Annotated in this window: 26 protein-coding genes and 1 other RNA gene; 10 read left to right on the top strand and 17 right to left on the bottom strand. The window is 54.3% G+C overall.

Translation table 11 applies throughout. From position 1 onward, the window contains the following. Positions 1-103 precede the first annotated feature (103 nt). Positions 104-808, top strand: a complete 705-nt coding sequence (locus PAGR_RS02880; RefSeq protein WP_013027347.1) for a pirin family protein — start codon at positions 104-106, stop codon at positions 806-808. A 200-nt stretch (positions 809-1,008) separates the two neighbouring features. Here the strand turns inward: PAGR_RS02880 and dolP are convergent, their stop codons facing one another. The 4 genes from dolP to PAGR_RS02900 are packed head-to-tail and all read right to left on the bottom strand — an operon-like array spanning position 1,009 to position 4,584. Next, on the bottom strand, positions 1,009-1,581 hold the full coding sequence (gene dolP, locus PAGR_RS02885) for a division/outer membrane stress-associated lipid-binding lipoprotein (RefSeq protein ID WP_014604927.1): 573 nt from the start codon (positions 1,579-1,581) through the stop codon (positions 1,009-1,011). Between the two features lie 14 nt (positions 1,582-1,595). Further along, entirely contained in the window at positions 1,596-2,183 is a 588-nt protein-coding gene (diaA, locus tag PAGR_RS02890) for a DnaA initiator-associating protein DiaA (protein WP_013027345.1), read from the bottom strand. Positions 2,184-2,197: 14 nt separating this feature from the next. After that, a complete protein-coding gene (locus PAGR_RS02895) occupies positions 2,198-2,593 on the bottom strand; it encodes a YraN family protein (RefSeq protein WP_014604928.1) in 396 nt (131 codons plus the stop codon). Continuing rightward, positions 2,551-4,584: a penicillin-binding protein activator gene (locus PAGR_RS02900; RefSeq protein WP_014604929.1), complete on the bottom strand. Its 2,034-nt coding sequence runs from the start codon at positions 4,582-4,584 to the stop codon at positions 2,551-2,553. The genes PAGR_RS02895 and PAGR_RS02900 overlap by 43 nt, the downstream gene beginning before the upstream one ends. A gap of 62 nt (positions 4,585-4,646) precedes the next feature. On the opposite strand from PAGR_RS02900, the gene rsmI reads away from it, so the two are divergent. The 5 genes from rsmI (at position 4,647) to tdcC (ending at position 11,090) form a co-directional block, all read left to right on the top strand. After that, entirely contained in the window at positions 4,647-5,507 is an 861-nt protein-coding gene (rsmI, locus tag PAGR_RS02905) for a 16S rRNA (cytidine(1402)-2'-O)-methyltransferase (RefSeq protein WP_014594693.1), read from the top strand. Positions 5,508-5,570: 63 nt separating this feature from the next. Then, positions 5,571-5,946: RNase P RNA component class A (gene rnpB / locus PAGR_RS22845), an RNA gene on the top strand. Positions 5,947-6,419: 473 nt separating this feature from the next. Beyond that, positions 6,420-8,030, top strand: coding sequence for an OpgD/OpgG family glucan biosynthesis protein (locus tag PAGR_RS02910; protein WP_013027341.1), 1,611 nt, complete (start codon positions 6,420-6,422; stop codon positions 8,028-8,030). A gap of 731 nt (positions 8,031-8,761) precedes the next feature. Then, positions 8,762-9,751, top strand: coding sequence for a bifunctional threonine ammonia-lyase/L-serine ammonia-lyase TdcB (gene tdcB / locus PAGR_RS02915; RefSeq protein WP_014594692.1), 990 nt, complete (start codon positions 8,762-8,764; stop codon positions 9,749-9,751). A 10-nt stretch (positions 9,752-9,761) separates the two neighbouring features. Next, a complete protein-coding gene (gene tdcC / locus PAGR_RS02920) occupies positions 9,762-11,090 on the top strand; it encodes a threonine/serine transporter TdcC (protein WP_013027339.1) in 1,329 nt (442 codons plus the stop codon). An 89-nt stretch (positions 11,091-11,179) separates the two neighbouring features. On the opposite strand, the gene PAGR_RS02925 is transcribed toward tdcC, so the two are convergent. Further along, positions 11,180-12,154, bottom strand: coding sequence for a glutathione S-transferase family protein (locus PAGR_RS02925; protein WP_014604930.1), 975 nt, complete (start codon positions 12,152-12,154; stop codon positions 11,180-11,182). Between the two features lie 257 nt (positions 12,155-12,411). Between PAGR_RS02925 and PAGR_RS02930 the strand changes: the two genes are divergently transcribed. Then, entirely contained in the window at positions 12,412-13,332 is a 921-nt protein-coding gene (locus PAGR_RS02930; RefSeq protein ID WP_080561258.1) for a formyltransferase family protein, read from the top strand. A gap of 33 nt (positions 13,333-13,365) precedes the next feature. Here PAGR_RS02930 and PAGR_RS02935 read toward each other — a convergent pair whose 3' ends face one another. From PAGR_RS02935 to PAGR_RS02985, 11 genes are all read right to left on the bottom strand, one after another. Further along, positions 13,366-14,058 (bottom strand): VIT1/CCC1 transporter family protein, encoded by a 693-nt coding sequence (locus PAGR_RS02935; RefSeq protein ID WP_013027336.1) that lies wholly within the window; start codon positions 14,056-14,058, stop codon positions 13,366-13,368. 65 nt (positions 14,059-14,123) lie between these two features. Beyond that, positions 14,124-14,684, bottom strand: a complete 561-nt coding sequence (locus PAGR_RS02940) for a cytochrome b/b6 domain-containing protein (protein WP_014604932.1) — start codon at positions 14,682-14,684, stop codon at positions 14,124-14,126. Between the two features lie 204 nt (positions 14,685-14,888). Next, entirely contained in the window at positions 14,889-15,299 is a 411-nt protein-coding gene (locus PAGR_RS02945; RefSeq protein ID WP_024471122.1) for a DoxX family protein, read from the bottom strand. Positions 15,300-15,501: 202 nt separating this feature from the next. Continuing rightward, complete coding sequence (locus PAGR_RS02950; RefSeq protein WP_014604933.1) at positions 15,502-15,786, bottom strand: YqjK-like family protein; 285 nt, start codon at positions 15,784-15,786, stop codon at positions 15,502-15,504. Further along, positions 15,786-16,181: a phage holin family protein gene (locus PAGR_RS02955; RefSeq protein ID WP_013027332.1), complete on the bottom strand. Its 396-nt coding sequence runs from the start codon at positions 16,179-16,181 to the stop codon at positions 15,786-15,788. The genes PAGR_RS02950 and PAGR_RS02955 overlap by 1 nt, the downstream gene beginning before the upstream one ends. Before the next feature lie 2 nt (positions 16,182-16,183). Further along, the gene (locus PAGR_RS02960; RefSeq protein ID WP_014604934.1) at positions 16,184-16,489 is read right to left on the bottom strand and encodes an ElaB/YgaM/YqjD family protein; all 306 of its coding nucleotides are present in this window, start codon (positions 16,487-16,489) and stop codon (positions 16,184-16,186) included. A gap of 35 nt (positions 16,490-16,524) precedes the next feature. Further along, positions 16,525-16,899, bottom strand: a complete 375-nt coding sequence (locus PAGR_RS02965; RefSeq protein WP_013027330.1) for a DUF1090 domain-containing protein — start codon at positions 16,897-16,899, stop codon at positions 16,525-16,527. A gap of 187 nt (positions 16,900-17,086) precedes the next feature. Continuing rightward, entirely contained in the window at positions 17,087-17,434 is a 348-nt protein-coding gene (gene mzrA, locus PAGR_RS02970; RefSeq protein WP_013027329.1) for an EnvZ/OmpR regulon moderator MzrA, read from the bottom strand. Then, a complete protein-coding gene (locus PAGR_RS02975) occupies positions 17,431-18,105 on the bottom strand; it encodes a DedA family protein (protein ID WP_014594688.1) in 675 nt (224 codons plus the stop codon). The genes mzrA and PAGR_RS02975 overlap by 4 nt, the downstream gene beginning before the upstream one ends. A gap of 312 nt (positions 18,106-18,417) precedes the next feature. Continuing rightward, positions 18,418-19,194 (bottom strand): transcriptional regulator ExuR, encoded by a 777-nt coding sequence (exuR, locus tag PAGR_RS02980; RefSeq protein ID WP_014594687.1) that lies wholly within the window; start codon positions 19,192-19,194, stop codon positions 18,418-18,420. 87 nt (positions 19,195-19,281) lie between these two features. Further along, entirely contained in the window at positions 19,282-20,586 is a 1,305-nt protein-coding gene (locus PAGR_RS02985) for an MFS transporter (protein WP_013027326.1), read from the bottom strand. A 399-nt stretch (positions 20,587-20,985) separates the two neighbouring features. Here PAGR_RS02985 and uxaC point away from each other — a divergent pair, with 399 nt between their 5' ends. Genes uxaC through PAGR_RS03000 form a run of 3 tightly spaced genes read left to right on the top strand, consistent with a single transcriptional unit; the run spans position 20,986 to position 25,345 of the window. Beyond that, positions 20,986-22,401 carry a glucuronate isomerase gene (gene uxaC, locus PAGR_RS02990; protein ID WP_014604935.1) on the top strand — a complete coding sequence of 472 codons (1,416 nt, stop codon included), beginning with the start codon at positions 20,986-20,988 and terminating at the stop codon, positions 22,399-22,401. Between the two features lie 2 nt (positions 22,402-22,403). After that, positions 22,404-23,852, top strand: coding sequence for a tagaturonate reductase (locus PAGR_RS02995; RefSeq protein ID WP_014604936.1), 1,449 nt, complete (start codon positions 22,404-22,406; stop codon positions 23,850-23,852). A gap of 2 nt (positions 23,853-23,854) precedes the next feature. Further along, on the top strand, positions 23,855-25,345 hold the full coding sequence (locus PAGR_RS03000; RefSeq protein WP_013027323.1) for a UxaA family hydrolase: 1,491 nt from the start codon (positions 23,855-23,857) through the stop codon (positions 25,343-25,345). A 54-nt stretch (positions 25,346-25,399) separates the two neighbouring features. Here PAGR_RS03000 and PAGR_RS03005 read toward each other — a convergent pair whose 3' ends face one another. Then, on the bottom strand, positions 25,400-26,371 hold the full coding sequence (locus PAGR_RS03005) for a TerC family protein (protein ID WP_013027322.1): 972 nt from the start codon (positions 26,369-26,371) through the stop codon (positions 25,400-25,402). Positions 26,372-26,441 lie beyond the last annotated feature (70 nt).

Below are 26,441 nucleotides of genomic sequence, written 5' to 3' on the forward strand. Positions count from 1 at the left end.
TATGCACGGCAGATTAACTGGCTAACAATCCGGCGTCCAGACTTTTACCATAAAGGCATATTTCCCGTCGTCGATTCTTGCCGACGGATGCTGGAGGTACATAATGATTACGACACGCAGTGCATCCGCTTGTGGTCAGGCCGATTACGGTTGGTTACAGGCGCGCTACAGCTTCTCTTTTGGCCACTATTTCGATCCCAAATTAATGGGTTATGCCTCCTTACGCGTTTTGAATCAGGAAGTCCTGGCACCCGGCGCGGCGTTTCAGCCGCGCACCTATCCTCAGGTGGATGTGCTGAATATCGTTTTACAGGGTGAGGCGGAATACCGGGACAGCGAAGGCAATCACATCAGCGTGCGTGAAGGTGAGGCGTTGCTGCTCTCCGCTCAGCCTGGCGTGAGCTACAGCGAACTTAATCCGAGTAAAGATCGCCCGTTAACCCGTATGCAGCTCTGGCTGGCGGCCTGCCCGGAACGTGAAAATCCCCGTATGCAGAAAATGACGTTGTCGGGCGGCATGCGTTCGCAACTGCTGGCCTCACCAGATGGCGGCGACAGCAGCCTGCAGTTGCGTCAGCAGGTCTGGATTCATCAGGTTGAGCTGGCGGCAGGCGAGCAGCATCTGGTGCCGCTTCAGGGCGCGCGCGCCTATCTGCAATCTATCCATGGCGCGTTTGAGGCCTCGGCCGGGGGCGCTCATCAGGAACAGCTGGGCTGTGGCGATGGCGCATTTTTGCAGGAAGAGCAACAGCTGTGGCTGTCAGCGAAAACCCCGACCCGCGCACTGGTGATCGATATTCCGGTCTGAGGCCTTCTCTCGTTACGCCGCCGCCAGCGGAGACAACCTCGGGCGGCGCGATAATGCTGGGCGGCAAGCCGGAAAACGTTTGTTGGCTCTGGCCCGGTCACGGCTAAACCCGCAATAAAAAAAGCCGCAACCCAACAGGGTGCGGCTTTTCTGTCTGCGCCAGTAACAACCCGGACAGCTGTCCTGGGGTTAACTCAGCATTACTTCACCATGGTAAACGCGGTGGTAACGTGTTTCACGCCGCTGACCCGGCTGGCAATGTCCGCGGCGGCTTTGGCTTCTTCTGGCGTCACCAGGCCCAGCAGGAACACTTCACCGTTTTCCGTGGTGACTTTGACGCTTGATGATTTCACCTGATCGCTGCCCAACAGCTGCGAGCGAATCTTGGTGGTGATCCAGGTATCAGACGACGAGGTGCCAAGGCTGACTTTCGGCCCAATCCTAATCTCGTTATAGACTTCGGTTGCGCCATCAACGCCCATGGTGATCTGTTTCGCGCGGTTGGCAATCTCCTGACTCGGGGCCTGACCGGTTAGCAGGACTTTACCCTGATAGGCGGTAGCAATGACGCGAGCATCGGTTTTGATTTGCTGATCTTTTGCCAGCGCGTTGCTGACGCGTAATTCCAGCGTGCCGTCATCGACCTGCGTTCCGACAGAGCGCGGATCGGTGGCGGTTTTGGTCGCCACAGCGGCGCTACCGGCAACCACCGCGACGCAGCCCTGCAGCAGCATGGCGGTTAAAACAATGGCTATAGCGTTCAATGCTTTCATTGGTGCTCCTTCCGTCATTCCTGGTGGGGAAACAAGGTGTTATCAATCAGATCGCACAAACAGTTGAGTGTTAACATATGCATCTCCTGAATGCGAGCACTACGATGTGAAGGAATACGAATTTCCACATCCTGCGGTCCCAGCAATCCGGCTAATTCGCCCCCATCATAACCGGTAAGCGCAACGATAGTCATATCGCGCGTGACGGCGGCTTCGACGGCCTTTACGATGTCCCGTGTATTCCCGCGTGTAGAGATTGCCAGCAGAACGTCACCGGTTTGTCCCAGTGCACGCACCTGCTTAGCGTAAATCTCGTCATGCAGACGATCGTTACTGATCGCCGTCAGCATGACGTTGTCCGCACTTAAGGCCAGCGCGGGCAGGCTGGGGCGTTCGGTTTCAAAGCGGTTGATCATGCTGGCGGCAAAGTGCTGAGCATTGGCGGATGACGCACCATTACCACAGCTCAGTATTTTGTTACCGTTGAGAAGCGACTGCACCATTGTCATTGCTGCACGCGAAATGGCATCGGGTAACGCCTCTGCAGCAGCGATTTGAGTTTGAATACTTTCGGTAAAACACGCTTTAATTCTTTCCTGCACACGACCACCTGGTTCTAAACGTCTGCATTAAAGGCATTCGGCAACCATTCAAGCGCCGTGCCGGTAATGGCAATGATGTCGAAACGGCAATTCACTGTTTCAAAACTGCCGCCGCGTTGCGCCAGCCACAGAGAGGCGGCACGCAGCAGCTTGTGTTGTTTCTGTCGGGTAATACTGGCCAGACTGCCGCCGAAGCGTGCGTTACGCCGGTAACGCACTTCGACGAACACCCAACACTGGTTGTCTCGCATTATCAGGTCTAGTTCCCCTGCGCGATAGTAAACATTGCTGGCGACCCATGTTAACCCCGCCCGCTCAAGATAGCGGCGGGCGAGTTGTTCGTGCTCGGCACCCGTACGGCGGCGGTTTAGCTGGCCGGTACGATGTTGCCCTGGCGATACTGGTTCCATGTCAACTTCCTGTTGATCACACAATCAGCGGTGGCGCTCAGCTTGCCGGTATTGCCGTCGAGCGAGAAGCCCGGCACCTGACGCATCTGGTTAAAGTGGTTAGCCAGCGTCCACGCATCAATCCCCATTGCGTACAGACGCACCAGCGAGTAATCGTTATTGAACGACTTCGCGGCCTGCTGCATCAACGCCGGATTTGCGCCGGAAAGCAGGGGGATATCGCTGAACTGCAGCCCTTCCATTTCCAGACGGAAATCCGGCCCTGCGCCCGCCTGCGCGCTGCGCGAACTGGCGTAGAGCGCAACGTTGCTGCGGCTACCGGTGCGCATGCTGATCATCGGTTTGATCAGTTGCAGTTCATCCTGAGTCGAGACGATATAAGCGGCATCAATGGCTCCGCCACTGCTGGCGGCCGGGGTGCTGGTTTGCGGTGCCGGAATGTTCAGGCCCGCAACGGAAACGCTTTGCGGCTGAGAAGACGAGGGCATAACCACGGGCGTACCGCTCATGCTGATGCCTGCACCGCTATTGATGCCCTGCTTGAGTTCTGAAACAGAACCAAAGCGCTGCTGGAGCACGGTGCCGCCGCCCAGTGACTGCCACTCTTTCGTAAAGGCCGCCGTTACGCGATCGCCCAGGCCGTTGCGAGGCACTAACAGCAGCGGCTGGCGTTTGCCCTGGTCCCAGATATGATGCGCCGCATCGCGCGCTTCATCTTCAGGCGACAGCGCAAAATAGCACATATTCGGATGGTTCTGGATTTGCTCTGGCTCGTTCAGCGCCAGGACATTCAGCGGTGTCTGGCTGTTCGCGACCGTTTCAACGTTGTTTTTCAACAGCGGTCCAACAACGAGCGTGGCACCATCCTGTTGGGCCTGCTGCATCACCTGCGCGATGGGCTGACTGCTGGTGTCGTAAACCTTCACCTGCGCATTGCTGGCGGGTTCGGCGGCCGGCTGTTGCTGAGGCTGCTGTTGCGTCGTTGCCGGTTGCTGCGCCGTGCCGCTCTGCTGCGCAGCCGCCGGGTTAGCTGACGGGCTGACGACCGCATTCGCATCTGCAGGCTGCTGCTGATTTATCGCGATAGGATCCTGGGCGCTGCCCGGCGTCGCCTGAGGCGCAGTAGCGAGGGTGCCGTTCTTCGCGTCGTTAAAGCCTTTCTGGATAGCGCTGGCGAACATCTGAGCCTGACCGTTCAGCGGCAGCAGCAGCGCGATAGTGCTGGTGGACGCTTTGGTAAAGTTCTGCACCTGGCTCAGCTGGGTCGGTAAGGTTTTTGCAGCAGGGTTATCGGGATAGCGCGTCTGCCAGTCTTTAATGGCTGACTTCAGCATGTTGGCATCCTGCGCGTTGGCATGCCACGCCGTGAGCAGATCCAGCCAGCCCTGCAGAATGTTTTCGTCGGCATTGATCACCAGCGAATTCATATCCTGCTGCGACAGCTGGGTCAGCGCCTGCCAGGTGGCATCGATATTCTGCTGGCGTTCATCGCCTTTAAGCAATGGCTCCTGAGCAATATAGGCGCGGAGCAGGGCCAGCGAGGTTTTACCCTGTGCGCTGGCAATCTGTAAACCGTAGTAGCGCGCCAGCTGATCCTGAGACAGCTCGCTGGTTTTCACCTGACTCAATATCGGTTGGGCATCGGCAATCTTTTGCTGAGCAACCAGAGACTGGGCTTTCAGCAGCAGTAATTCTTGCTGCTGTTTATCAGAAAGCTGATTAGGCAGTTCGCCGATCGCCTGAGCAGCCTGCGGATATTTTCCTTCTTTCAACAGGGCGCGGATTGCGAGTAATTGCCAGTCGGTCTTGCTATCATCGCTGCTTTGCTGCACCTGCTGCAGATAGTAGGCGGAATTATTAGTAACGGGTGCCTGGATGTCTACGGACTGGCTTTTCGGGCCCTGGCCACTACACGCGGCTAAAATCAGACCAGCAAGAAGGACAGGCACAAAGCGTCCTGCTTTATGACGAACGATTTTTGAAGGAAGCATACTGTATCCAGTGATGTTTTTTTCAAGATGCTCAATATTAAATCGGCAATTCGGATGAAACAATGAAACAACTCGATCGGGCAGACATTTCCGCCAGCACGCTCTACATCGTGCCAACCCCAATAGGTAATTTGGCTGACATTACCCAGCGGGCGCTAGCGGTACTTTCCAGCGTCGATCTGGTCGCAGCGGAAGATACACGTCATACCGGACTGTTGCTACAACATTTCGCCATCAATGCGCGACTCTTCGCACTTCATGACCACAACGAACAGCAGAAAGCAGAAATCCTGCTAACCAGGCTGCAACAGGGAGAAAGCATAGCTCTGGTTTCTGATGCTGGCACGCCATTGATCAACGATCCGGGTTATCACCTGGTTCGCCGCTGCCGTGAGGCCGGTATTCGCATCGTTCCTTTACCGGGTGCCTGCGCAGCGATAACAGCATTAAGCGCAGCGGGATTGCCGTCTGATCGTTTCTGTTACGAAGGATTTCTACCCGCCAAAACAAAGGCGCGGTGTGATGCGCTTCGGGCGCTGGCCGAGGAGCCGCGTACCTTAATCTTTTACGAATCCACGCACCGTTTACTGGACAGCCTGCAGGATATGGTAACGGAGCTGGGGGCTGGCCGTTACGTCGTGCTGGCGCGCGAATTAACCAAAACCTGGGAAAACCTGAATGGCGCACCGGTGGGGGAACTCCTGGCTTGGGTGAAAGAGGATGAAAATCGCCGTAAAGGTGAGATGGTGCTCATCGTTGAAGGCCATCATCCTGACGAAGAGGCATTACCCGCAGATGCACTGCGCACGCTGGCGTTGTTGCAGCAGGAACTGCCGTTGAAAAAGGCGGCGGCGCTCACGGCTGAGATACACGGTGTGAAAAAGAATGCGCTCTATAAACATGCGCTTGAGCAGCAGGCCTGAGCCTGTTGAGTTGCCTGCGCGCCGGGCGTGACAGCGCGGGCTAAACCCTCTATAATGCGCGCCGAAGCTGACCAGACAGTCGCCGCTTCGTCGTCGTCCTTCTCTGAAGGAGACGGGCGGAGGGGAGGAAAGTCCGGGCTCCATAGGGCAGGGTGCCAGGTAACGCCTGGGGGGGAAACCCACGACCAGTGCAACAGAGAGCAAACCGCCGATGGCCCAGTAATGGGATCAGGTAAGGGTGAAAGGGTGCGGTAAGAGCGCACCGCGCGGCTGGTAACAGTCCGTGGCACGGTAAACTCCACCCGGAGCAAGGCCAAATAGGGGTTCACATGGTACGGCCCGTACTGAACCCGGGTAGGCTGCTTGAGCCAGTGAGCGATTGCTGGCCTAGATGAATGACTGTCCACGACAGAACCCGGCTTATCGGTCAGTTTCGACTTCTTAATGCAAACCCCGCGCAAGCGGGGTTTTTGCTTTTTGGCGCGGCAAAGCCGGCGCCGCTGCCGCCACCAGACGCGGGGGATATCGGCAGCAGGCCATGGCTCCTTGCTGACGCGGGCTGGCCAGCGCGATGAAGGGCGTTGTCCGATACCGTCGTAAAACAATGTGGCGTTAGCCGGTCAGGGCGCTTCCGCGCTGGCGACCCTGAGAGGAAACGCGATTCACTCTCCTGATCTGGCAAGAAAAATGGGCCGCGTTGCCAGAGGCTTTGTTTCTCAGGCAAATCCCATCCATTTTCTTTCCAATGCACTATAGGCTCATCCGATGTGTCAGATGATGGCTTGCCATCTGTTTGGGAGGCAACGGTTTCTCTCGTCTATAGTTGAAGGCAGCTTGCCACACGTCATTATTTTACGTTTTGCCCCATTGGGCGCGAATTCATTGAATGAAGATTAAAAAAACAGGTGGATCATGGTTACAAGAAGGACTTTACTGACTTATTCCGGGGCGTTTGCTGCCTTATCTGCATTAGGCATTTCTCCCGGCGCTATCGCAGCAGGCGTTCTCAAGTTAGGTAACAGCGAAGCATTTAACTTTGAAACCTTGATTGCCCAGGCCAAGGCCCTGGCAGCCAAACCCTATGAAAAACCCACCTCATTCGACCCGTCATTGTTATCCAACATAACCTATGACGCCTACATGAAAACCGTCTACAAGCCGGACTATGCGCTGTTTAAAAATGCCGGACGGTTTCCTGTTACCTTTTTCATGGTAAACGGTTTACACCGTATGCCGGTGAAAATGCACGTCGTGGAAAATAACGCCGCGCGTGAAATTATTCAAAATATTGACTACTTCACCACGACGGATAAAAACGTTACGTTGCCGGCGCTGAAAGGTAACGTATTCTCAGGTTTCAGAGTGCTGGCCAGCCAGGACACGCTAAAAACCAATCCACAAAATGACTGGATATCTTTTATGGGCGCGTCTTATTTCCGCGCCATCGGCGAGCTGGGTCAGTTTGGTTTATCCGCGCGCGGTATTGCGCTGAATACCGTTCAGCCGGGTGTCGATGAAGAGTTCCCTGACTTTACGGATTTCTGGTTTGAAGCGCCGAAAGACGACAGCAAACATCTCACGGTCTATGCGCTACTCAACGGGCCGAGTATCACGGGCGCCTACAAATTTATCCTGCAGCGCGGCAAAGGGGTTATACAGGATGTCGAATGTACGCTTTTCCTGCGTAAGGACATTCAGCGTTTCGGTATCGCGCCTCTGACCTCCATGTACTGGTTCTCAAAAACGGTTAAAGGAGCGGCGACAGACTGGCGCCCGGAAGTGCATGACTCCGATGGTCTGGCGATGTGGACCGGCAGCGGCGAACATATCTGGCGGCCGTTAAATAACCCATTACGCGTGGTCACGTCCAGTTTTCATGATGAGAACCCGCGCGGCTTTGGTTTACTGCAGAAAGATCGGGATTTCGACAGCTATCTGGACGCTGCGCACTACGAGAAACGTCCCGATCTGTGGGTGGAACCGCGAGGGGAATGGGGCAAAGGCTCAGTTCAACTGATGGAAATCCCGACTGACGATGAAATCTACGACAATATCGTCGCCATGTGGGTACCGGATGCGCCAGCAAAAGCGGGCGATCAGCATCATTTCCATTATCGTTTGCACTGGCTGGCCGATGAGCCTTATCCTTCTCCTCTGGCGCGTTGTGGGGCTACCCGACTGGGCCGGGGCGGTGTACCGGGTTCCGATCGTCCGCATGACAGCCGTAAGTTTGCCGTCGAGTTCCGTGGCGATGTGCTTAATCATCTGCCGTCAGGCGTTTCCCCCGAAGCCGTGCTTTCTGCATCGCGTGGTACTTTTGAGAACGTGCTCGTGTCTAAATTGCCGGACGATTCAGGCAACTGGCTGGCGCAGTTTGATTTGGTCGCCGGCGAAGGCGATCCGGTAGAGCTTAAGCTCTATTTGAAAGCACAAGACAAGGTGGTGTCGGAAACCTGGTGCTACCAGTACCATCCGTTCAACTCCCCTGCGAAGCCCTGGCCCGTCGCGTGCGAAACGAAATAACTTTTAAATAACGCCCATTGAACAGATGGGCGTTAATCTTTTAACGCGACTCATCGGCAAACGTCGCGCATTAAAATGCTATTGGATGCGTTATCTTCAGCGTTTCAGGGATAATAATGACCTTCCCCCTTTCCCGGCTAAGCCCGTCTTAAATAGCGTGATTGTCTTCCCTTATCCTTGTTCTGTTAACGGCTGTTTCATCGCTCTGCTTTTTTCGGCGAAATATTCTTAAGTGAAAAAAAGATATTTTATTGATCTTCACAAAGTCAGTATAAATAAAAGCATTGGTTCTCATAAGAAAAGAGTGAAGTGTGAGAAACAGCACAATCCCATTTTTTTATGATGATTAAGATTCGTAGCGGATAAAGGCGACGTAAAGGAATGACATCATGCACAGGTATACGCAACGACGAACGCCCCGGCTAACACTGTATCAGAGCACTGTTTGCCCCCTATTAACGAATCGCTTTAACCCCGTCTCTTCTGCAAGAATACGTTTTATCCCTTCCGTCAGTAATACAGTTTCTTCCACACAATACGCTGTTTTATCGCCATCCTTTTCCTATCCTCTCGCTGCCCGTTTCTTTTTAAATCAACTGCGTAAGCTCATGCTGTTACAGCATGCTGCGAAGCGAAAACGGTAAGTTTATTACTTTTTTTCAGCTTTTATACGATCGCATTTCTCTTCGGGGAATTTTGCTGAATAAACCCTACCTGAAAAAGGAGTCGATATGAATATCAATAAAAACCTTCCCGTTAGCCTTGATGAAATTTATGCTGCCAGAGAGAGACTCACAGGGAAAGTTTATAAAACCGGCATGCCACGTTCAAACTATCTCAGCGAGCGCTGCGACGGAGAAATATTCCTTAAATTTGAAAATATGCAGCGAACGGGTTCTTTTAAGATTCGTGGTGCATTCAATAAAATGAGCTCACTGACGGAGAAAGAAAAACGTCAGGGCGTTGTCGCCTGCTCAGCGGGTAACCATGCGCAGGGCGTTTCACTGTCGTGCGCCATGCTGCATATTGACGGCAAAGTGGTCATGCCTGCGGGTGCGCCAAAATCCAAAGAAGCGGCGACGCGCGATTACTCCGCGGAGGTGGTCATTTATGGTGAAAACTTTAATGACACGCTAACCAAAGTGGAAGACATTGTGGCCAGCGAAGGCCGCATATTTATCCCGCCTTATGATGATGTGAAAATCATTGCCGGACAGGGCACCATCGGTCTGGAAATTCTTGAGGATCTCTTTGATGTCGATAACGTCATCGTTCCCGTAGGCGGCGGCGGGCTCATTGCCGGGATTGCCACGGCGATCAAGTCCATTAATCCCACGATTACCGTCATCGGCGTGCAGTCTGAAAACGTTCACGGTATGGCAGCCTCCTTTTTTGCTGATACCATTACGCGCCATCGTCTTACCGGCACCCTTGCGGACGGCTGCGATGTCGCCTGTCCGGGCGATCTCACCTTCGCGATTGTGAGAGAATTGGTCGATGAGATGGTGTTAGTGAGTGAAGACGACATTCGTAAAAGTATGATTGCATTGATTCAGCGAAACAAAGTGGTCACAGAAGGTGCCGGCGCGCTGGCATGCGCCGCGTTACTGAGCGGCAAAGTCGACCACTACATTCAGGGGCGGAAAACGGTGTGCATTATCTCAGGCGGCAATATTGATTTGTCCCGGGTTTCCCAGATTACGGGTTTTGCTGACGCATAAAGGATAAGTTATGAGTAATTCTGAAAATATTCTCGACCAGGAAAAAACCTCAACCTGGCGTAAGTCCGATACCACATGGACACTCGGACTGTTTGGCACGGCCATTGGCGCCGGCGTGCTTTTCTTTCCCATTCGGGCCGGTTACGGTGGGCTGATCCCTATCTTGATCATGCTGGTGCTGGCCTGGCCCATCGCGTTTTACTGCCATCGGGCGCTGGCCCGACTGTGTCTGTCAGGCAGTAACGTATCGGGCAATATTACCGAAACGGTAGAAGAGCATTTCGGAAAAACGGGCGGGGTGGTCATTACTTTTCTCTACTTTTTCGCGATTTGCCCGCTGCTCTGGATTTATGGCGTCACCATCACCAATACCTTCATGGCGTTCTGGCAATATCAGCTACTGCTGCCGGCCCTCAATCGCGGTGTGGTGGCGCTGTTGCTGCTGCTGTTGATGGCTTTTGTGATCTGGTTTGGTAAAGACCTGATGGTAAAGGTGATGAGCTGGCTGGTGTTTCCGTTTATCGCCAGCCTGGTGCTGATTTCGCTGTCGTTAATCCCCTACTGGAATACCGCCGTGATCGATCAGGTTAACCTGAGCGACATCGCCCTGACCGGGCACGATGGCATTCTGGTTACCGTGTGGTTAGGCATTTCTATTATGGTGTTCTCGTTCAATTTTTCGCCGATTGTTTCTTCTTTTGTGGTGTCAAAGCGGGAAGAATACGAGCCGGAAATGGGCCGGACCTATACCGAAAACAAGTGCAGCCAGATCATCTCCCGCGCCAGCATACTGATGGTGGCGGTAGTGATGTTCTTTGCCTTTAGCTGTCTGTTTACCTTATCCCCGCAGGATATGGCGGACGCGAAGGCTCAAAATATCCCTGTGCTCTCCTACCTGGCGAATCACTTTTCCGCCCTGTCGGGTGAGAAGTCCACCTTCTCTACGGTACTGGAATACAGCGCCTCGGTGATTGCTCTGGTCGCTATTTTCAAATCCTTCTTTGGGCACTATCTGGGCACGCTGGAAGGGTTAAACGGATTGATTATCAAATTTCGCTATAAGGGCGATAAAGACGCTGTGTCCAGCCGTAAGCTGAATACGCTGAGCATGGTCTTTATTATGGGCTCGACCTGGCTGGTAGCTTACCTTAACCCCAATATTCTCGACCTGATTGAGGCGATGGGCGCGCCGATTATCGCCTCGCTGCTCTGCCTGTTACCCATGTATGCCATCAGCAAAGTCCCTGCACTGGCAAAATACAAAGGCCGGGCTGACAACGTTTTTGTCAGCGCGATTGGCTTACTCACCATTTTAAATATCGCTTATAAGTTTTTCTGACCGTCATTCAGCCCTGTTTGACCTGACATGTGCTGTTAGTCAGCGCACGTCAGGTCTTTTCACATCCAATTCAACGCGGTGTTCTGTTGTTAACCGCGACCGTGCGGCGCATCCCAGTCAAAGGCCGGGCCGACAGAGATCACCCCGTGCGGGTTGATGGTTTTATGACTGCAGTAGTAGTGGTGACGAATGTGAGGCAGGTTTACTGTGTCGGCGATACCCGGCATCTGGTAAATGTCGCGCAGGAAACCGCTCAGGTTCAGATAGTCGCTGATACGGTGGCGATCGCATTTAAAATGGGTGACGTAAACCGGATCAAAGCGCACCAGCGTGGTCCATAAGCGTAAATCGGCCTCGGTTAACCTGTCGCCAGCCAGATAGCGATGCTGACCCAAGATCTGCTCTACCCGCGACAGTGAGTGGAACAGGGCGGTTACGGCTTCATCGTAAGCGGACTGAGAGGTGGCAAAACCGGCTTTGTACACGCCGTTGTTAATGGTGTCGTAAATCCAGCCATTGAGCGCATCAATCTTCTCTCGCAGGTCAGCCGGATAGTAATCCCCCGCCCGCGCCCCGACTGCATCGAACGCGCTGTTAAACATGCGAATAATATCGGCAGACTCATTGCTAACGATGGTGTTCTGCTGTTTGTCCCATAACACGGGCACGGTGACACGCCCGCTGTAGTCGGCATCCGCATGGAGATAGAGCTGATAAAGAAATTCATTTTGGTGCAGTTTATCGCCAGTTGCATCCGGAAAACTGTCATCAAACGTCCAGCCGTTTTCCAGCATCAGCGGATGCACCACCGAGACATCAATCATGCTGTCCAGACCTTTAAGCTGACGCATCAGCAGGGTGCGGTGCGCCCACGGGCAGGCAAGCGACACGTAGAGGTGATAGCGATCGCGTTCCGCCGTAAATCCGGCTTTGCCGCTCAGTCCTGCGCTGCCGTCGGGCGTAACCCAGTTACGCCATGCGGATTCCGAGCGCTTAAAGCGCCCACCGGTTGATTTCGTGTCATACCATGTGTCATGCCAGACACCATCAATTAGCTGACCCATCTTGTCTCCCGTACAAACGATAAAAAGAATATTTCCGACTTTAACCATAGGCGGTTATGGATAACTTCGACAGCGCACCACGTGCGTTGCCAAACATTTTGCCTACCCGCATAAATGCGCGCTATACGGCGAACGGGCCAGAGGCGTAATCGGGCTAAGAATGCCTTATCATGGGGCTGTCTACGGCCTGTAACGGACAAGCCGTCCATCACGCCCGTCCCGCAGGATCAGGCGAAAAAAAGATGAAGGAAAGCGGAATGAAAGCGGTACTCTTTGGTTATCACGAAATGGCCTGTACCGGCCTGAAGGCGTTAATGGATGCCGGATTCACGGTTAGTGCCCTGTTTACCCATGCAGATCCCGCGTCCGGCGCGCAGTTTTACGGCTCCGTCGCCCGCCTGGCTGAGCGCCACAACATCCCGGTTTTTATCACCGAGGATGTCAATACCGCCGAATGGCAAGCCCGCATAGCCAGCCTTGAGGCAGATTATCTGTTCTGCTTCTCTTACCGTCAGGTTCTCAGCGAAGCCATCCTGTCCTCTGTTAAAAAAGGGGCCTATAACGTGCATGCCGCCTTGCTGCCGGCTTATCGGGGCCGTGCCCATCTCAATTGGGTAATTATTAAAGGCGAGATGCAAACCGGTGTGACCCTGCACCGCATGATTAAACGTCCTGATGCCGGCCCGATTCTGGCGCAGAAGGCCGTTGAAATTCATCCACAGGACAATGCCCTGGCACTGCATACCCGACTGGTTGCGACCACGGCGCAAATGCTACCGACCTGGCTTGATGCGCTGGTGGCGGGCGAGCTTACCGAAACCCCTCAGGACGAGCGTGCAGCAAGCTGTTTTGGCAGCCGTAAGCCGGAAGATGGCCAAATTCACTGGCAGGCGCCCGCCCGCGATATCCATAACCTTGTCCGGGCGCTGGCGTTTCCCTGGCCCGGCGCTTTTACATTGGCAGACTCACAGCGATTCACCGTCTGGCAAACCCGCGTTATTGATGCGCGTAAAGCCAGCCAGCCGGGTGAAGTTGTTTCAGTTACACCGCTGGTTATTGGCTGTGGGCAGGGACAACTTGAAATTCTGCAGGGGCAGTCTGCGGGCGGCGAATCTGTCACGGGCACGACGCTGGCAGGCCAGCTCGGGCTGATTGTCGGGCAGCATCTGGCGCGCTGAGGGCGGCAGATGCATCCTTACCCAGTAAGTGCGTCAGCCAAGCGCCATACCTGAAAGATAGCCGACTGATGCAGACAGCGTCATCGCCAGCAGGCTCCAGAAGCAAATGCGCGTGACGCTTTTCCTGACCGGCGCATCACCGGCTTTGGCCGCCGTCGCGCCCAGAAGCGTCAATGCCAGGAGCGCCGAGACCGCAATGGCGGGCAAGGCGAAGGGGCCGGTGATCAGCATGGCAACGGCGAAGGGTAAAATACTGCCTGAGGCAAAACTGACCGCAGAAAACAGAGCGGCCTGAAGGGGTTTGGCACTGCTGAAATCGGTGATGCCCAGCTCATCTCTGGCATGAGCGGCTAAGGCATCATGGGCCATCAACTGTTCTGCGACCTGACGAGCCAGCTCGGGCGACAGGCCACGCGCCCTGTATATGGCTGACAGCTCCACCGTTTCAGCCGCAAAATCGGCCTCGAGTTCGGCTTTCTCCTGCCGCAGAGAAGCTTTTTCAGTATCTGACTGCGAGGACACCGAGACGTATTCTCCCGTCGCCATCGACATTGCGCCTCCAACAATACCTGCCAGCCCGGCGAGCAAAACATTGTGATGACTGCTGCTGGCAGAAACGACGCCGGCCAGCAGGCTGGCGGTCGAAACGATGCCATCATTCGCGCCCAATACGGCAGCCCGTAGCCATCCGGCGTGTTCAATTTTATGCGATTCACTATGTAGCATCGGGTCTTCCAGTGATAAGCGATTCGTTTAATCAGGAGGGCGACAGCCTGCATGCGTGCCCTGTGCTATTTTTCATAGCGGGATAGCAGGATATGAAGCACGCCCATCGCGCCATGGCTGTAAAAATAAATCTCTACAAAGGTGGTCAGGAATTTATGCCAGTGCAATACCCTACGCGTCAAATCAGGCGTGGCGAGCGACGTACTGTTAAATAAAAACCATAGCCCACCAGAACAGGCGACGGCGATCAACGCGATAACCCCCAGGCCCTGCACCGTCGCGGCTATGCCACCGCCATGTGCCTGTGGGAGTTTCAGGCCGGTCAGCTGTACGACATCGTTTCGAATACCCCGAAAATCCAGCGTGAGCCAGGCGAAGTACCAGCGAAAACCTCGCTGAACCAGCATCCAGATGAGCATGATAACGCCCGCAGCGATCAGCAACAGTCCTGAGAGAATATGTAGCCAGGTTATCAGCGTCTCCAGGCTGTGCTCGCCGAGCGCTTCACGTGCGGTGAAATTGGAATTGATGATCTGCGAAAGGATCAGCACGGCGACCAAAAGATGAAGCCGTCGAAAAAAGGGTGCATCGTGATGGGGAAGCCACTGACCATAAGATACTTTCATAGCGTTGCCAAAAAGAAGAGGGACGGAACGCTATATTTCCATGACTAGATTAGGCTTACCTTAAGCACCGGGTGGGCCGGGACTCTGCGGGATGGTAGGGCATGATCGCTTCAAACCGCCCGGCAAAGGATTTTGATCATAAAAGCAAAACGCACCGGGAGAAAGCAACCGGTGCGTCAGAAAAGCGGTGTAGTCAGGCGTCAGTTAGCGCGCCAGAGCACCCTGAGGTTTTTTGCTGATCAGGCGATCGATACTGTACGCACCCGGACCTACCAGACCTAACACCAGGAAACCGCCAGCGATAGACAGGTTCTTCATGAACATCAGCTGGTTCACGCCCTCGGCGAAGTTACTGTGAAACAGAAACGCGGTCAGAATCGTAAAGCCAGCGGTAAACAGCGCGGTAAAACGGGTCAGGAAGCCAAACATGATGGCCAGGCCGCCGCCAAACTCCAGCAGAATAACCAGCGGCAGCATGAAGCCGGGCACGCCCATGGCTTCCATATAGTGCTGAGTGCCGGCGTAGCCGGTGATTTTGCCCCAGCCTGCAGTAATAAACAGGATAGTCATCAGGATACGGGCGGCTAACAAACCACTGTCTTCGAATTTTTTCATCATCTACTCCAACGCTAAAAGTTTGCAAGGCAGCGATGCCCGCGGTGAATATTCCCGTTAACTGCATGGTTGCAATTGGCCGGGCTGATAGCTGGAGATGATAGTCGCGAGAAGTGACAGTTGTAAGCGATATAAACTGTCGATGTTATTCAGTAAAACTGAAAAAAGAAAAAGCCAGTCGCACTGGACTGGCTTTGGGGATTCAACGCGGGGGAAGGGCTGATTTAACCATGCGCCAGGTACTCCACAGGCCAAAGCCCCGTTTCGCCCAACGTAGCAGGCGATTAGGACTGCGAATGGAATAGATAGCTAATGCACTACTGCCAATGGCCAGATAGCGTTTCAGACTCAAAAACGTAAACCAGCCACGATCGTAGGGCGCGGTGATCTCCAGCCAGCTACGCCGCGCGGCACTCATGTCCAGACGCTGCTGCTGAACCTGTTTCAGCAGTTCATCGATACGCGCTTCACGCTCGCGGCGGCTCATTACCGGTTATCCTCAAGCAGATCACGATCGTTCGCCAGTTCCTTGCGCGTGTGGCGCAGCAGGGTTGACTGACGTGATTTACGCAGTGTCCATAGCCCAAAGATCAACGCCAGCAAGAACAGCACGCCAGTGGTGATGGCAATAGCCATTAAACGATACTGAGCATCAACTGCCCAGATAATCAGCACCATCAGGCTCATCAGGCCAAAAGCCGTGAAGAGCATGGTCAGGCCAAGCATCAACAGCATCTGGATGATATTGGCCTTCTCTTCTTCCAGCTCTACCACTGCAAGACGAACGCGTGTTTCGACCATACCAACCAGCGTGGTGACGATACGCTGACCAATATTGATGACCCCTTTGGCCGGTCCGTGGTTCTGCTGTGAATCCGTCATGATTAACGACGCGAGATCAGCATACCGATGGCAACGCCGATGGCGGCACCGATACCCACGCCATGCCATGGATTATCACGCACATAACCATCTGCTTTCTGCGCCGCTTCGCGCGTGGTCGCCGCCAGGCGCTCACCCGATTCACCTAAACGCTCACGAGAGCTGTCCAGCGCAACGCGCGCTTTGTGACGGAGCTTGTCCAGTTCACCTTTGGACTTTTCAGTCCCGCTGCTCAGGACTTCTTCCAGCGTATCCGCCAGGTTTTTCAATTCAGCACGCAAATATTCCGATGATGTGTCTTTAGACATAAAATACTCCTTTAACATCAGTAGATTGAATCCGATTAATAGGGCTCCGCCTGTAACTTCTTAAGCTCCTGGCGTGCTTCTTCCAGCTTGCGTTCGCGTTTTGCAATCTTGTCCTTGTCATGACCTTCGTCGCGCTCTTCCTTGAGTTCGCGCTCACGCTCAGCCACTTTCTCTTTCTGAGCGTTGATTTTTTCCAGATGCGAGGCTTTAAGCTTTTTATCAGTACATCCCGCGCGCACCTCGGTAAGGGCGCGCTCCAGACCGTTCACACGGCGCTGATTGTTGTGCTTCTGAGCCATCTCGATTTCACGCTGAATGTCCTGCTCTTTTTGCTGACACAGCGACTGTGCCGCCATCAGGGAGCCTGAAAGAGAAAACAGCGTGATTCCCAGTAGTAACGTATGTTTCATTCGGCTTTGTACCTTCCATTGTTGCCTGACTTAATTCAGCGCACTGCAAGAACCCTCCGCAGTGCGCTGATAACCCGCCTTAGTTTAAGCATAGACATCAGGTGGAAAAAGTCCAAAGATCACCGATATACAGAGAAACGCTTAGCACAGTCTGAAAGTGCGCTAAGCGTTTAAGAAGGGCGACGAATTAAGCAAGTGAAAGGTGAGCCGCCTGGTCGTGTTGCGCGACGATAAACCCGTCCGGCAGCAATCGACGCAGAACTTTCTGCGCGGCGAGGCTTTGCTCTTCGTTGTCAAAATGAATAATCAACGCATCCCCTGAGGGCGTGATGCTTTTGATTCGAATACCCTGGGCGCTCAGCTGCTGATAGAGATAGAAGCCATCGGGCATCGGGGCACCCGCGTGCGAAACGCGAATCTGCACCACGTTTTCATGGCGCATCAGGCTGGGCATCATGCTCACCGCTACCAGCGCAAATGCCCCGCCAATTAACCAGGGAAGCCAGCGTTTAGGAAAAGCGTGTAAAGGTTTCATGAGCCCTCACCACGCTGGTTTGCGCGGCGTTTACGCCACAGCACAATCAGCGAGCCCACCAGCCCAATCACCAGCAACACCAGCGGAAGCATCATCAGGAAAAACATCAGTTCATCTTCGTAGCGGCGGAAGATCGGCGTTTTGCCTAAGGCAAAGCCCAGAACAGTGAGAATGACGACCCACAGAAAGCCACTCATCCAGTTAAAAAACTGGAAACGGGCGTTGCTTAAACCGGAAAGGCCCGCAATTGTGGGCAGCAGCGTACGCACGAAAGCAATGAAACGGCCAATGAGCAGTGCCGATAAGCCGTGACGGTGAAACAGATTATGTGCACGCTGATGATAGCGGGCAGGAAGGTGTGATAGCCAGTTTTGCACCGTCGGCGTGTTCCCCAGCCAGCGGCCCTGAATATAGCTCACCCAGCAACCCAGGCTGGCGCCGGTGGTGAGGACCAGAATGGTCAGCGGAAAACTCATGGTTCCTTTGGCAATCAGCACGCCCACCAGAATCAGCAGGCTGTCACCGGGCAGGAAAGCGGCAGGCAATAAGCCGTTTTCCAGAAAAAGGATCATAAATAAGACGCCGTAAATTGCCCACACCAGTGTTGGATCGGAAAGCGTTTCATAATCCTGTTGCCACAAGGCATGCAGCAGCGCTTGCAAAATTTCCATCAATCATTCCCGAACATCATCGTTGAACATGTCCCACAGGGACCTCAGCGCAGACTGACATTTTTTATCGATTCTGAGAGCGTAGTCTGAGCAAGCGTTTCTGGATCCTTCCAGAACTGATTGTTAAATCAGCGATTTGATAAGCCCTTATCGCAAAAGGTAAGAAAAGGATGATAACTGTAACAAAAATCAAGCTTCGGAGACAGAACTACTCCTAAACGAACAGGAGTTTTACCCTCTGTATCTCGATGTAAAAAGGAGTTTTACATGTCCTGACACTATTGCAGATTAACTGACTGTTTTTCAGTCAAATTAACGCTGAATCGTATCTGCATCCGGAAGGACAACCGGATTTTCACTGAACATGTAGCGGTCAACATTGAACTCAAAATCGTCGGCGGTGGCGTTAAATAACATCTGCTTAGTATTTTCGAGATGTTGCCACATTGCCAGCTTACTGGCGGCGGGATCTTTGCGGATTAATGCTTTAAGAATCTGATCGTGATCGTCGCACCAGCTTACGATACTGCGCTGATCGATATGCTCATGCAGCTTAAGCCAGTAAGGGTTGTGTAAACGGTGCAGCCACATCTTCTCGACAATCGCGGCCAGGGCGCTGTTTTGCGTCGACTGAGCAATACGAACGTGAAACCTCATATCCCATTCAGAGTCCCTGAAATGGTCCTCCTGTCGCGCTTTCTCCTGAATCGCCATTAAATCGACAATATCCTGACGTGTCACCTGGGTTGCCGCGAACTCGGCAACGTTACTTTCAATAAGCTGGCGCGCCTGCAACAGTTCAAACGGGCCAAAGGCGGCAAACTCTAGCTGGCTGCTGCTTTCGGTGACCCGGTTTTGCTGCTGGCTGGAAATCACGTGAATGCCCGAGCCTTTACGCACCTCAACGTAGCCTTCAACCTCCAGCATGATGATGGCTTCGCGCACCACCGTGCGGCTGACTTCCATTTCTTCAGCGATCAGGCGCTCTGCGGGCAGTTTCTCTCCCACCTGGTAAACCCCGTTTTCAATGCGGCGTTTTAACTCGCTGGCCAGCTGTTGATAAAGTCGACGAGATTCAGTGAGGTCCATGAGGCAATCCAAAGTAACGAGCAGATAAGTTGTTATACCACTTTGCGGCAAGAGAAGAAAAGGGCTGGCACTGGCCAGCCCTCAGGATTAGCTACGTATTGGCGCAGCCTGAGAAGGGGAAGGGGCGGTCTGCAGTTCAGAAATGGGTTTATTTTTTAACACTGTCCAGATCACCACGGCACCGAGCAAGTCGAACACGGCCAGGGCGGCAAACAGTGGGCTAAAGCCTAATGTATCGGCCAACGCACCGACGACCAGCGCAAACAGGGTGCTGGCTGTCCAGGCCGCCATCCCGGTCAGGCCGTTCGCCGTGGCAACTTCGTTACGACCAAACACATCGGAAGACAGGGTAATCAACGCACCAGACAGCGCCTGGTGGGCAAAGCCGCCTACGCACAGCAGCGCGATAGCAATATAAGGGCTGGTAAATAAACCAATGGTGCCCGGGCCGATCATTAAGATCGCGCCCATCGTCACCACCATCTTACGTGACACAATCAGGTTGACCCCAAACCAGCGCTGAAACAGCGGGGGCAAGTAACCGCCCAGGATACAACCAAAGTCGGCAAACAGCATGGGCATCCAGGCGAACAGCGCGATCTCTTTAAGATTAAAGCCGTAAACTTTAAACATAAACAGCGGAATCCAGGCGTTGAACGTTCCCCATGCCGGTTCAGCCAGAAAGCGTGGCAGGGCGATGCCCCAGAACTGGCGATTGCGCAGGATCTGCAGGGCCGACATTTTGGTGGTGTTGCCGGTTTGATGCTGCAGCTCCTGACCCGAAATAATGTAGTGGCGCTCTTCGTCACTCAGCTTTTTCTGCTGCTTGGGATGCTTATAAAACACCAGCCAGCATAGCGCCCAAATCATGCTCAGTACGCCCGCGATAATAAAGGCCATCTGCCAGCTGTGCGCAACAATCGCCCAGACCACCAGGGGAGGTGCCAGCATCGCGCCGATTGAGGAGCCGACGTTGAAATAGCCCACCGCTACCGAGCGTTCTTTCGCCGGAAACCATTCGCTACTGGCTTTTAGCCCGGCAGGGATCATCGCGGCTTCTGCGGCACCCACTGCGCCGCGCGCCAGGGCCAGACCGCCCCAGCTTCCCGCCAGCGCCGTCGCGGCGCAAAAGATCGCCCACAGCACAGCAAACACCGCGTAGCCCACTTTGGTGCCCAGTAAGTCAAGAACGTAACCTGCGACAGGCTGCATGACGGTGTAGCAGGCAGAGTATGCCGCCACAATATAGGAGTATTGCTGGGTGGTGATATGCAGTTCGGTTTGTAGCGTCGGGGCTGCCACGGCAATCGTGTTACGCGTCAGATAGCCGAGTACCGTACCCAGGGTAACCAGGCCAATCATATACCAGCGTAATCCTTTGATCTTACGCATTCTGTACCTCTTCCAGTTGTTTGCGCGGTCTTACCGCTGTTGTTATCTGGAGCGGGACATCTCGTGATACAGCTCTGCTCACGCCCGCCGGCCCTGCACCAGCGACCGTTATCTGCCTTGCCTTGTGTAAGAAAGTTGTTACCTTGCGGTAAAGCGAGAGCCTAACTTGTTATACAACTTTAAAAGTTGAAAGCCATCACAAAAACCCGCAATAGCTTGTGGGATACTGCAAACAGACGAGAACACAGCCAGTTAGCGCGCTGCGGGCGACAATAAGGTCCATATGGGATGTGATCATCTTGCTTAAATGTGACCTGAGTCGTAAAAAAACCTGCAGTCAGCCAAAATTGGTATGATAACTTTGAGCCATTCAGGGGTCATCCCATAAGGAAGCTTTTTATGTCGCGTTTCATGACCGAGGATTTTTTGCTGGACACTGAGTTCGCCCGTCGTCTCTATCACGACTACGCCAAAGACCAGCCTGTCTACGATTATCACTGCCATTTACCGCCGCAGCAGATTGCTGAAAACTATCGCTTTGCCAACCTTTACGATATCTGGCTGAAAGGCGATCACTATAAGTGGCGGGCGATGCGGGCTAACGGTGTGGCAGAGGCGCTGTGTACCGGTGATGCCAGCGATCGGGATAAATTCAATGCCTGGGCGCGCACCGTGCCGCAAACCATTGGCAATCCGCTTTATCACTGGACGCATCTGGAGCTGCGCCGTCCCTTCGGCATTACCGGCGTGCTGCTGTCCGAAAAAACGGCTGATGAGATCTGGCAGCGTTGCAACGATTTACTGGCGCAGGACGATTTCACCGCGCGCGGCATCATGCAGCAGATGAACGTTAAGATGGTCGGGACCACCGACGATCCGCTGGACGATCTGACACATCACCGCGCACTGGCTGAAGACAACAGCTTCAAGGTGAAGGTGTTGCCAAGCTGGCGTCCGGATAAAGCCTTTAATATCGAAGCCGACACCTTCCTGCCGTGGATTGAAAAACTGGAAAGCCTGACCGATATCAGCGTGCAGCGCTTTGATGATTTACGTCAGGCGCTGAGCAAACGTCTGGATCACTTTGCGGCACACGGCTGCAAGATTTCCGACCATGCGCTGGACGTCGTATGTTATGCCGATGCCGATGAAACCACGCTGGACAGCATTCTGGCGCATCGTCGCGGAGGCGCAAAGCCGGATGCCCAGGCTATCGCCCAGTTTAAAACCGCAGTGCTGGTATGGCTCGGGGGGGAATATGCTCGTCGCGGATGGGTGCAGCAGTACCATATCGGCGCGCTGCGCAATACTAACCAACGCCAGTTCCAACTTCTGGGCGCAGATGTAGGCTTTGACTCCATCAACGATCAGCCCGTCGCCGAGCCGCTGGCCCGCTTACTCGGTGCGCAAAACCTCAATAACGCCTTGCCTAAAACCGTCCTCTATTGTCTGAATCCGCGGGATAATGAAGTGCTGGCGACCATGGCCGGAAATTTCCAGGGCGAAGGCCAGGCCGGGAAAATGCAGTTTGGTTCCGCCTGGTGGTTTAACGATCAGCTGGACGGCATGCAGCGCCAGATGACGCAGCTGGCGCAAATTGGCCTGCTGAGCCGCTTCGTCGGGATGTTAACCGACAGCCGCAGCTTCCTTTCTTATACCCGTCATGAATATTTCCGTCGGCTGCTGTGCCAGATGATTGGCCGCTGGGTCGAACAGGGCGAAGCACCCGCAGACGAAGCGCTGTTGGGCCAGATGGTACAAAACATTTGCTTCAACAATGCCCGTGACTATTTTGGCATTGAGCTGGGAGCCTGACCATGAAGCGGCTAAACCGCCACGACTTTCCCGGCGCGGTCTACCACGATCGCGTGATTCAGTTCGGTGAAGGTAACTTTCTGCGTGCCTTTATCGACTGGCAGCTTGACTGGCTCAATGAAGATCAGGGCACAGACGCCGGTGTGGTGGTGGTCAGGCCGCGTAATCGCGACGTCAGCGACAATCTGAATCAGCAGGACGGTCTGTATACCACGCTGATCCGCGGGCTGAACGCGCAAGGCGAACAGGTGAGCGAAAGCCGCCTGATCCGCAGCCTTAACCGTGAGATTCAGCCTTACCAGCAGTTTGACGATTTTATGGCGCTGGCACGTCAGCCTGCTATGCGGTTCGTTTTCTCCAATACCACCGAAGCCGGCATCGCGTTTACCGAAACGGATCGCTTGGACGATCGGCCTGCATCCAGCTTTCCGGGCAAGCTGACGCAACTGCTGTGGGCGCGTTACCAGCATTTCGACGGTGATAAAGAGAAAGGCTGGCTCATCGTGCCCTGTGAGCTGGTCGATCACAATGGCGATATGCTGCGTGAACATGTGCTGCGCTATGCCGATCTCTGGCAACTGCCCAGGGAATTTCAACGCTGGGTTGATACGCGCTGCGCATTCTATAACACGCTGGTGGATCGCATTGTAACCGGCTTCCCGTCCGAGAGCGCCACGCTTGAAACCCAACTGGGCTATCAGGACCGTTTTCTGGTGGCCGGTGAAGTTTATTATCAATTTGTTCTTCAGGGGCCAGCTGCGCTGTTTGACGAACTGAAGCTGGCCGCACTGGCGCCGCATGTCCGTCACGTTGACGATATTGCCCCGTACAAAGCGCAAAAAGTCGCGATTCTGAACGGCGCTCACACGGCCATGGTGCCGGTTGCGTATCTGGCGGGGCTGGAGAGCGTAGGAGAGGCGATGGACGATGAGCAAATCTCGGCGTACGTGGATGCGCTGCTGCGCAAAGAGATTATCCCCACGCTGGATTTGCCCGCTGATGAGCTTAACGCTTTTGCCGATGCGGTACTGCGTCGCTTCCGCAATCCGTTTATTCGCCATGCACTGCTTTCCATCGCCCTGAACGGCATGACCAAGTTCCGTACGCGCTTGCTACAACCTTTGCTGATGTCGCATGCGAAAACAGGGCAGTGGCCACAGCACCTGACGTTTGCGCTGGCAGCCCTGATTGCGTTTTATCGCGGGGAATCGGCGGATAAAAGCTGGCCTCTGCAGGATGAGCCGCACTGGCTGGAACGCTACTCAGAGGGCTGGGCCGCCGTGGCAGCAGAGCAGATCTCTCCTTTAGCGTTGGTCAATCGCGTATTAAGTGATGCCGAGCACTGGGGACAAGATTTAACACAGCAACCCGGCCTGGCCGAAACGGTCAGCCAGCACCTGCAACGCATCCTCGCGCACGGTATACGTGACGCGCTGAGCCAACGGAGATAACCATGCAAGACGCCATAAAAATTCATCCGCAGGACAATGTTGCCGTGGCGTTGCATGATATGGAAGCCGACACCACGATTGAACTCGCCGCCCAGCCCGTCACGCTGCTTCAGGACGTGGGACGGGGGCACAAGTTTGCCTTGCGCGCCATCGGCAAGGACGAGTTGATCATAAAATATGGTTTGCCGATTGCGCATGCGACTCAGGCCGTTGGGGCAGGGGAGCTGATTCATTCCCACAATGCGCGCACCAATCTTAGCGACCTGGATCACTATGAATATCAGCCCGACCAGATTGCGTCAGCCACCCAGCCAGGCGACCGTGAGGTACAACTTTACCGTCGCGCCAATGGCGATGTCGGTATTCGGAACGAGCTGTGGATCTTACCGACCGTCGGCTGCGTAAATGGCATTGCGCGACAGATTTTACAGCGCTTTCTGAAGGAGACGCAGGAGGCCGCCGGTACAGACGGCGCTTTTCTGTTTAGTCACACCTTTGGCTGTTCGCAGCTGGGCCAGGATCACGACAACACCCGCACCATGCTACAAAACATGGTGCGCCATCCCAATGCCGGCGCGGTGTTGGTCATCGGCCTGGGCTGCGAGAATAACCAGGTGGATGTGTTTCGTGAAACCCTGGGCGCGTTTGAAAGCGATCGCGTTGAGTTTATGGTGTGCCAGCAGCACGACGATGAAGTGGAAGCCGGACTGGAACGGCTGCACGCACTCTATGAAAAAATGCGTCACGATCGCCGCTCGCCCGGCACACTCAGCGAGCTCAAGTTCGGTCTGGAATGTGGCGGTTCCGATGGCTTCTCAGGCATTACGGCGAATCCGCTGCTGGGGCGCTTCTCCGATCAGATGATCGCCAACGGCGGTACCACGGTGCTGACGGAAGTGCCGGAGATGTTTGGGGCCGAACGGATTCTGATGGGCCGTTGCCGGGATCGGGCTACCTTCGACAAAACCGTGTCGATGATTAACGACTTCAAACAGTACTTTATCGATCATCATCAGCCCATCTATGAAAACCCGTCACCGGGTAATAAAGCAGGCGGTATTACCACGCTGGAAGAGAAGTCACTCGGCTGTACACAAAAGGCGGGGCAAAGTCAGGTGGTGGACGTGCTCAAGTATGGTGAACGTCTGACAACGCCGGGCCTTAACTTGCTCAGCGCGCCGGGGAACGATGCGGTGGCGACCAGTGCGCTGGCCGGTGCGGGCTGCCATATGGTGCTGTTCAGCACCGGGCGCGGCACGCCGTACGGCGGATTTGTCCCTACGGTCAAGCTGGCCACCAACACGCCGCTGGCCGAAAAGAAACCGCACTGGATTGATTTCAACGCCGGAAGGCTGGTCGAAGGCATGAGCATGGACGCGCTGTTAGCCGACTTTGTTGACACCATCGTGGCGATTGCCAACGGGCAATTAACCAACAATGAAAAGAATGATTTCCGTGAGCTGGCTATTTTTAAAAGCGGCGTGACGCTGTAAACGCAAGGGCGGCATGTCTGCCGCCCTTTTTCACTGTGTTTCCTTACCCTGCCGTTAAGGCTTAGTCAGCTTCTTCTTATCGTTCTTGTGATTCACCCAGGCGTTGATCATCAGGGTTGAGGCAAGAATCGCGCCCACGACGCCCAGCGATATCGCCACCGGGATATGGTAAATATCGACAATCAGCATCTTGATACCGATAAACACCAACACGACAGCCAGGCCGTATTTCAGCATTGAGAAGCGTTCCGCGACGTTAGACAGCAGGAAGTACATGGCGCGCAGGCCCAGAATCGCAAACAGGTTTGAGGTCAGAACGATAAAGGGATCGGTGGTGACGGCAAAGATGGCCGGGATACTGTCGACGGCAAAGATCACATCACTTAATTCGACCATGATCAGCACCAGCAGCAGCGGTGTCGCAAACAGCACGCCGTTCTTGCGGGTAAAGAATTTCTCCCCTTCCAGCGTGTCGGTCATGCGCAGGTGTTTACGCAACCAGCGCACCACCGGTTTGTCGCCCACCGCCGCATCATCCTCTTTTGCCATCGCCATTTTGATACCGGTAAACAGCAGGAAGGCACCGAAGATATACAGGATCCAGCTAAACTGCGTGACCAGCCAGCTGCCCGCGAAGATCATGATGGTACGCAGCACGATAGCGCCCAGTACACCGTAGATCAGCACACGACGTTGCAGGTTGGCAGGAACAGAGAAGTAGCTGAAAAGCATCAGCCAGACGAAAACGTTATCGACCGCTAGGGATTTTTCCAGCACGTAGCCGGTCAGGAAAGCCAGCGTCTGACTGGTTGCGACTTCGCGTCCGGCGGTGCCGTCCAGATACCACCAAAATGCAGCACTGAACAGGAGCGAGACGGAAACCCAAATCAGCGACCAGACCGCAGCCTGTTTAAAGGACATGGTTTGCGAACCGCGACGACCCTGTAAGAACAGGTCAATCGCCAGCATGATAACTACTACAACCGCAAAACTGCCCCAGAGGAGTGGCGTACCTACAGTTTGCATAATCGTATCCTGTCTGAAAAATAAAAAAACGGCTGAAGTCAGAAGACGTCAGCCGCTTATTCAGTGTAAG

Origin of the sequence: Pantoea ananatis PA13 (assembly GCF_000233595.1) — a bacterium.
Classification (GTDB): Bacteria; Pseudomonadota; Gammaproteobacteria; order Enterobacterales; family Enterobacteriaceae; genus Pantoea; species Pantoea ananatis.

Excerpts from the sequence above, each read along its gene's own strand:
- PAGR_RS02955 (WP_013027332.1), bottom strand. The coding sequence starts at position 16,181 with ATGACGGATTCACAGCAGAACCACGGACCGGCCAAAGGGGTCATCAAT.
- PAGR_RS02930 (WP_080561258.1), top strand. The coding sequence starts at position 12,412 with ATGAAAGCGGTACTCTTTGGTTATCACGAAATGGCCTGTACCGGCCTG.
- PAGR_RS02950 (WP_014604933.1), bottom strand. The coding sequence starts at position 15,786 with ATGAGCCGCCGCGAGCGTGAAGCGCGTATCGATGAACTGCTGAAACAG.
- PAGR_RS02945 (WP_024471122.1), bottom strand. The coding sequence starts at position 15,299 with ATGAAAAAATTCGAAGACAGTGGTTTGTTAGCCGCCCGTATCCTGATG.
- PAGR_RS03000 (WP_013027323.1), top strand. The coding sequence starts at position 23,855 with ATGCAAGACGCCATAAAAATTCATCCGCAGGACAATGTTGCCGTGGCG.
- PAGR_RS02975 (WP_014594688.1), bottom strand. The coding sequence starts at position 18,105 with ATGGAAATTTTGCAAGCGCTGCTGCATGCCTTGTGGCAACAGGATTAT.
- PAGR_RS03005 (WP_013027322.1), bottom strand. The coding sequence starts at position 26,371 with ATGCAAACTGTAGGTACGCCACTCCTCTGGGGCAGTTTTGCGGTTGTA.
- PAGR_RS02880 (WP_013027347.1), top strand. The coding sequence starts at position 104 with ATGATTACGACACGCAGTGCATCCGCTTGTGGTCAGGCCGATTACGGT.
- PAGR_RS02965 (WP_013027330.1), bottom strand. The coding sequence starts at position 16,899 with ATGAAACATACGTTACTACTGGGAATCACGCTGTTTTCTCTTTCAGGC.
- PAGR_RS02935 (WP_013027336.1), bottom strand. The coding sequence starts at position 14,058 with ATGCTACATAGTGAATCGCATAAAATTGAACACGCCGGATGGCTACGG.
- PAGR_RS02960 (WP_014604934.1), bottom strand. The coding sequence starts at position 16,489 with ATGTCTAAAGACACATCATCGGAATATTTGCGTGCTGAATTGAAAAAC.
- uxaC (WP_014604935.1), top strand. The coding sequence starts at position 20,986 with ATGTCGCGTTTCATGACCGAGGATTTTTTGCTGGACACTGAGTTCGCC.
- mzrA (WP_013027329.1), bottom strand. The coding sequence starts at position 17,434 with ATGAAACCTTTACACGCTTTTCCTAAACGCTGGCTTCCCTGGTTAATT.
- dolP (WP_014604927.1), bottom strand. The coding sequence starts at position 1,581 with ATGAAAGCATTGAACGCTATAGCCATTGTTTTAACCGCCATGCTGCTG.
- tdcC (WP_013027339.1), top strand. The coding sequence starts at position 9,762 with ATGAGTAATTCTGAAAATATTCTCGACCAGGAAAAAACCTCAACCTGG.
- PAGR_RS02985 (WP_013027326.1), bottom strand. The coding sequence starts at position 20,586 with ATGCGTAAGATCAAAGGATTACGCTGGTATATGATTGGCCTGGTTACC.
- exuR (WP_014594687.1), bottom strand. The coding sequence starts at position 19,194 with ATGGACCTCACTGAATCTCGTCGACTTTATCAACAGCTGGCCAGCGAG.
- tdcB (WP_014594692.1), top strand. The coding sequence starts at position 8,762 with ATGAATATCAATAAAAACCTTCCCGTTAGCCTTGATGAAATTTATGCT.
- PAGR_RS02900 (WP_014604929.1), bottom strand. The coding sequence starts at position 4,584 with ATGCTTCCTTCAAAAATCGTTCGTCATAAAGCAGGACGCTTTGTGCCT.
- PAGR_RS02910 (WP_013027341.1), top strand. The coding sequence starts at position 6,420 with ATGGTTACAAGAAGGACTTTACTGACTTATTCCGGGGCGTTTGCTGCC.
- PAGR_RS02995 (WP_014604936.1), top strand. The coding sequence starts at position 22,404 with ATGAAGCGGCTAAACCGCCACGACTTTCCCGGCGCGGTCTACCACGAT.
- PAGR_RS02925 (WP_014604930.1), bottom strand. The coding sequence starts at position 12,154 with ATGGGTCAGCTAATTGATGGTGTCTGGCATGACACATGGTATGACACG.
- PAGR_RS02895 (WP_014604928.1), bottom strand. The coding sequence starts at position 2,593 with ATGGAACCAGTATCGCCAGGGCAACATCGTACCGGCCAGCTAAACCGC.
- PAGR_RS02940 (WP_014604932.1), bottom strand. The coding sequence starts at position 14,684 with ATGAAAGTATCTTATGGTCAGTGGCTTCCCCATCACGATGCACCCTTT.
- rsmI (WP_014594693.1), top strand. The coding sequence starts at position 4,647 with ATGAAACAACTCGATCGGGCAGACATTTCCGCCAGCACGCTCTACATC.